Here is a 5009-nt window from a genome sequence, read left to right on the forward strand (position 1 = left end):
CGGCGAACGCGACGCCGGACTCCAGCTCGCGCTCCACGGTGGGGTCGGCACCACGCTCGGAGACCACCGCGCGTCGATTGGCCAGCAGGTAGGACACCCGCGCGATTTCGAAGATTTTCGCGTCCCAGTAGTGGATGTTGAGGACGATCTTCGACCGTGCGATCCAGGCGTCGCGGCGCCCGCCGAGGACGCCCGACAGCCATTTGACACGAAGACCTCGGTCGTGCAGTTCCCGGAGAACGCCGTACCGGCGCTCGCTGAGCATGCCGTAGAAAAGGACGTCGATGTCCTCGGAGACCGGGGTGATACGGGTCAGCTCGGGCACGTATCCGATCGGAACGTAAGTGGGCCGGGGCAGTCCCATCGCGGCGAGCCGCTCGATGTTGGCGTGACTGTAATCCCACGCCGGGTAGCGCCGGAAAAGGTCGACGAATTCCGGCATCGTCATCCACGGCGAGTCGTCACCCAATTGCTCGAGGTTGTAGAAGATCGGGTTTTTGGGCACCTCCAAGCCGTACTGGACGAGATGGTTCGCGCCGAACACGATGGTGCGGCGTTCGTCGAGGTCAAGACGGTCGGTCAGCACCGAGTCGTGCCCGAGCGCCGCAAGAGCATGGTGCACGGTCTCCGCAATCTCGCGAAATCCTCCGCCGATGGTCGGATTGGTAGAAGGTGTCACAATTGCGACGGCGAAACGCATGGGTGCAGCGTAGTGAAAGAGGGGCGCTGCGGCTTGCCGATGGGTCACTCACCCGGTCACTCGCTGGGCGCAGCGCAGCCTTTCAAGCTCGTGTGTGCCTCCCGGAGCGACGAACTGCGTCAAGATGCCTGCGAAACCTGACTGTTGCCCGACACTGAAGATGAGCATGACGCGGTCGGTAGCGGTCAGGGCGACGAAACGCGGTAGACGGTGCGCGTGCTGCCGCGGCCGCTGCACCCGCACAGCGGCGTGCGCCAGACAACCCGCAACCCGTGCACCTGAGCATCGCGACGAAAAACGGGGCGCGCAATATGTCTCGGTACTCCAGTCGGCATCGACCAACTTCGGCAGCGCATCGTCACGCTCGAACAGCACATCGTCGAGCTACCACTGCAACTCGACGAACGCGACCAAGACAGGAGCCTCCGATGAAACCCGGAGGGCCTCAAGGCCCGCCCGGAGGGACCGTTACACGACTGCTTCCAGTTTGCAGAACTGACCGTGTCCAGTTTTTAAAACCGACCGGTTCCGATCTGCAAACCCGACTGTTTCCAGTGTCGCCGAATCTATTTCGATCGCCGACCGGCTTGCGGTACCGTTCCGCTTCGGTTGCTCGAAGGCAGTCTCGGATTACGCCCTTACTTCGGCAGGGCTGGCGATGAACGTGAGGTGGCATGCTATGAGTTCTCCTTTCTACGTCGACCCGGCCATGGTCCAGTGGCTGACGGCGAATCTTGACAACATCGGCACGAACCTGGCCAGCGCCCACGCGGCGGCGGCTGCCCCGACGACAGAGCTGGCGGCGGCGGCGGGCGACGAGGTGTCGACGGCGGTTGCATCGCTGTTCGGCCAGCATGCTGCGCAGTATCAAGCGCTGGCCGCGAGGGCATCCGCCTTCCATGAACAGTTCACGCGCACCATGTCGGCCAGCGGGGCTTCGTACATCAGCGCCGAGATGGCCAACGCGGCGCAAACGGCGGAAGGTGCTGTGCAGGCGTCGGCGGCTTCGATCCTCAATCCGGTCAACTCGTTTTTCCTGCAGGAAACAGGGCGTGTGCTGATCGGTAACGGCGCCGCTGGATACACCACCGCCGCGGGGCAGGGGACGGCCGGCGGGGCCGGCGGGTGGCTGTACGGCAGCGGCGGTGCCGGTGGTACAAGCACGGCAGCCGGCGATGTCGGCGGTGCTGGCGGGGCGGCAGGGTTGATCGGTACCGGTGGTGCTGGCGGCACGGGTGGCGCCGATGCTGCCGGCGGTGCCGGCGGTGCCGGCGGGTGGTTGTTCGGTAACGGCGGCGCCGGCGGCCTGGGTGGCGCCGGTGCTGCCGGTGGTGCCGGCGGCAGGGCGTGGTTGTTCGGTGCCGGTGGTGCTGGCGGTGCCGGCGGATCATCCACTGATCCGAGTGTGAATGGTGGTACCGGTGGTGCTGGCGGCCAGGGTGGGTTGTTCTTTGGCCATGGTGGTGCCGGCGGGGTCGGCGGGGCGGGCGCCCCAGGTACTACAGGCACCTCCAGTAGCCCAGATGGTGGTCTCGGTAGTGACGGTGGTGCCGGTGGTGCCGGTGGTCGGGGCGGGTTGCTCCTGGGTGACGGCGGTGCCGGCGGTGCCGGTGGTCAGGGCGGCGCCGGCGGAAACTCCATCAGTGGTGGTGTCCCCGGTGCTCCCGGCGCCGGCGGTCATGGCGGTGCCGGCGGCGACGGCGGCATTTTTGGTGCTCACGGTGCTCAGGGCGCCCAGGGCGCTCAGGGCGCTCACGGCGCGACCGGGTAGCGGTTCGCCTGGTGCGGTGGTGACTTGAGTGACCGAAGCGGATCGTGCTGAGCGTGGCAACATAGATTGTCGTCGCGGTTTGCGAACATGCCGGGGTCGTCGCCGATCCGGGTTCCTCCGGTAATAAGCTTGCCGGCCTGTGCTGGCGGCAGTCGGATTGTGCGGCTTGTCCTCAATCACGAACTCACTCCGGGTCGGCCCGCAACTGGCCAACCCCGTTCGCGGGCGGCCGCGCCGTTCTCGACCGCGGCAGTCAGAGTCGCAGTCAGAGTCGTTGGGCAGTCTCAATCTCTTGCAGGACAGGCGCTTTCGCTAACTAAACAGCGTGTCACGCGGAGTTTCGCGCAAAATCGAGGTTCGCGCAGGTTGCTGGGGGCCGAAGCACAGCGATTGCGCGGTGCTGCCGTCACGGCGACATGTCCGACGAAGCCGTCGCGGATCGCCGGCGGTGACGCGTTGCGGTGTTCGTCGAACGGCACGACCTATGATCCGCAGTCGCCGCGACGTCGCGTGCAACCCGTCCCGCGAAACCATTGCTATGTAAACTCTGGGCGGTGTCCAAACGAGTAACCGCACACCCCGTGATCTGCCTGAACATGATCGTGAAAGACGAGGCCGACGTCGTCGTGGAGGCGCTCGATTCGGTCGCACCCTACATCAGCTCATGGGTGATCGTCGACACCGGCTCCACCGACGGGACCCAGGACGTGATCGGCAAACACATGGCCCGCCTAGGCATCTCGGGCGAGCTTCACGAACGGCCATGGCGCAATTTCGGCGACAACCGCACCGAGGCACTGGACCTCGCCCAAGGCCACGGCGACTACATCTGGGTCATCGACGCCGACGACATCGTCACGGGTACACCCGACTTCACCCAACTGAGCGCCGACATCTACCGCATGCGCCTCGGGGACGCCTCCTTCACCTACTGGCGCCCGCAGTTGTTCCGCGACGGGGTGCGAGTGCGCTATGAAGGCGTCGTCCACGAGACGGCCGTATGGGAGTCTGACTGCGTTGTCGGGCGCGTCGAGGGCGACTATTACGTCGAATCTCGTCGCCTCGGTGCCCGCAGTCAGGATACGCAGAAGTATGCGCGTGACCGCGACCTGTTGCTGGCCGAGGTCGAACGCAACCCCGAGAATGCGCGGTCGGTGTTCTATCTGGCCCAGAGTTACTTCGACCTGGGTGATTTCGTCAACGCTCGCAAGTGGTATGAGCGACGGGCCGAGATGGGCGGCTTGGACGAGGAGGTCTACTATTCGATGCTCCGGCTCGCGGAGTCGATGGCGCGACTCGATTGGCCCTGGCTGGTTGTCCAGGAGGCCTACCTCAGGGCGTGGGAGTTTCGACCGACCCGAGCAGAGGCGCTGTATGCCATCGCACGCCGGTACCGCGAAGATCAGCGCTACCAGCCCGGTCACTTGTTTGCCCAGCGCGCCGCCCGAATCCCGTTTCCCGAAAACGACGTCTTGTTTATCGGAGCAGACGTCTACGCGTGGCGCGCGGTCGATGAGCAGGCGGTGTGCGCGAGCTGGATCGGCCGGCATGTCGAGGCGTTCACGCTGTGCCGGAACCTGCTGGCCCGCCCTGATCTGCCCGAGCCTGATCGGCAACGGATCGCGGCCAACCGCGACTTCAACGTGCCGGTCATGCTCGAGGCGGCGGCATCCTATCCCGATGCGCTTGTGCAGCGTCTGGTCGCCAGTCAAGGCGCCACGGTCACCGTCAGCCTGATCGCCGGACCGGACCGCGAGACCACTGAGCAGGCCATCAACTCATTTCTGAACTGCTGTCTCGATCTGTCACTGTGGTTCGGGCGCTTCCTGGTGGTCGATGCCGGCTTGTCCGCCCCCAACCGCGTGCTACTGCGGCAGCGCTACCGTTTCCTTGAGTTTGTCGATTGCAGCGATGGCGACGGGCCCGGTGCGCAGCTCGCGCAGCTGCGCACTCAGATCCGGGGACGGTTCTGGCTACACCTGGGCCAGGGCTGGCGGTTCTTTGCGCCCGAGAATTTCATCACCCGCCTGATCGCGGTGCTCGAATCCGAACCCCACGTGTTCCAGGTGGGCATCAACCTCGCCGACGCGGCCAAACTCACCGGTGTCTGCGCCGCCGAAGAGGAGGTGTGCCGGACACCCGACGCCGGCCGCTACCTGCTCACCGAAGCGGTGGCCACCGGCCCGGCGATGTTCGACACCGCACGCCTAGATCGGGCCGGCAGCATAGTGGGCAGCGACCCAGATCCCATCGCCGAACTCGGTTGGCGGGCGGTCGCTGTCGGACTGCAGAGCGCCAGCCTCGACGAGGTGCTTTGCACCGCAGCGGCCCGGCCCGTGCAGCAACCCAAAGCCCCGGCCCGGGCCGCGCGAAAGGGACGTCGGCCGAAGACACCTGCCCGGTGACCGCATCGAGGCCCGCCGATGGTCGATACCCATTGACTACAGGTGCAGACCTGGGATGCAGAGGACTTCGTCGAGGCTGGCGGTGCGCAGCCCGGCGTCGGCGGCCGGTCGTCGATGTCGGGTGGACGGGTCG

Annotated in this window: 3 protein-coding genes; 2 read left to right on the plus strand and 1 reads right to left on the minus strand. The window is 65.9% G+C overall.

What is annotated here, in order from left to right; genetic code table 11:
* Window positions 1-700, minus strand: a 700-nt coding sequence (locus AC2VON_RS13580) for a CgeB family protein (RefSeq protein ID WP_486953436.1), incomplete at its 3' end; no start/stop codon positions are given.
* A gap of 679 nt (window positions 701-1379) precedes the next feature.
* Here AC2VON_RS13580 and AC2VON_RS13585 point away from each other — a divergent pair.
* Together AC2VON_RS13585 and AC2VON_RS13590 are read left to right on the plus strand one after the other, a co-directional pair.
* The gene (locus AC2VON_RS13585; protein ID WP_486944341.1) at window positions 1380-2471 is read left to right on the plus strand and encodes a PE family protein; all 1092 of its coding nucleotides are present in this window, start codon (window positions 1380-1382) and stop codon (window positions 2469-2471) included.
* Window positions 2472-3025: 554 nt separating this feature from the next.
* The gene (locus tag AC2VON_RS13590; protein ID WP_486953437.1) at window positions 3026-4876 is read left to right on the plus strand and encodes a glycosyltransferase; all 1851 of its coding nucleotides are present in this window, start codon (window positions 3026-3028) and stop codon (window positions 4874-4876) included.
* Window positions 4877-5009 lie beyond the last annotated feature (133 nt).

The organism is Mycobacterium sp. TH-M82 (assembly GCF_057473605.1).

Coding starts and splice junctions, on each gene's coding strand:
- AC2VON_RS13585 (WP_486944341.1), top strand. CDS start 1,380: ATGAGTTCTCCTTTCTACGTCGACCCGGCCATGGTCCAGTGGCTGACG.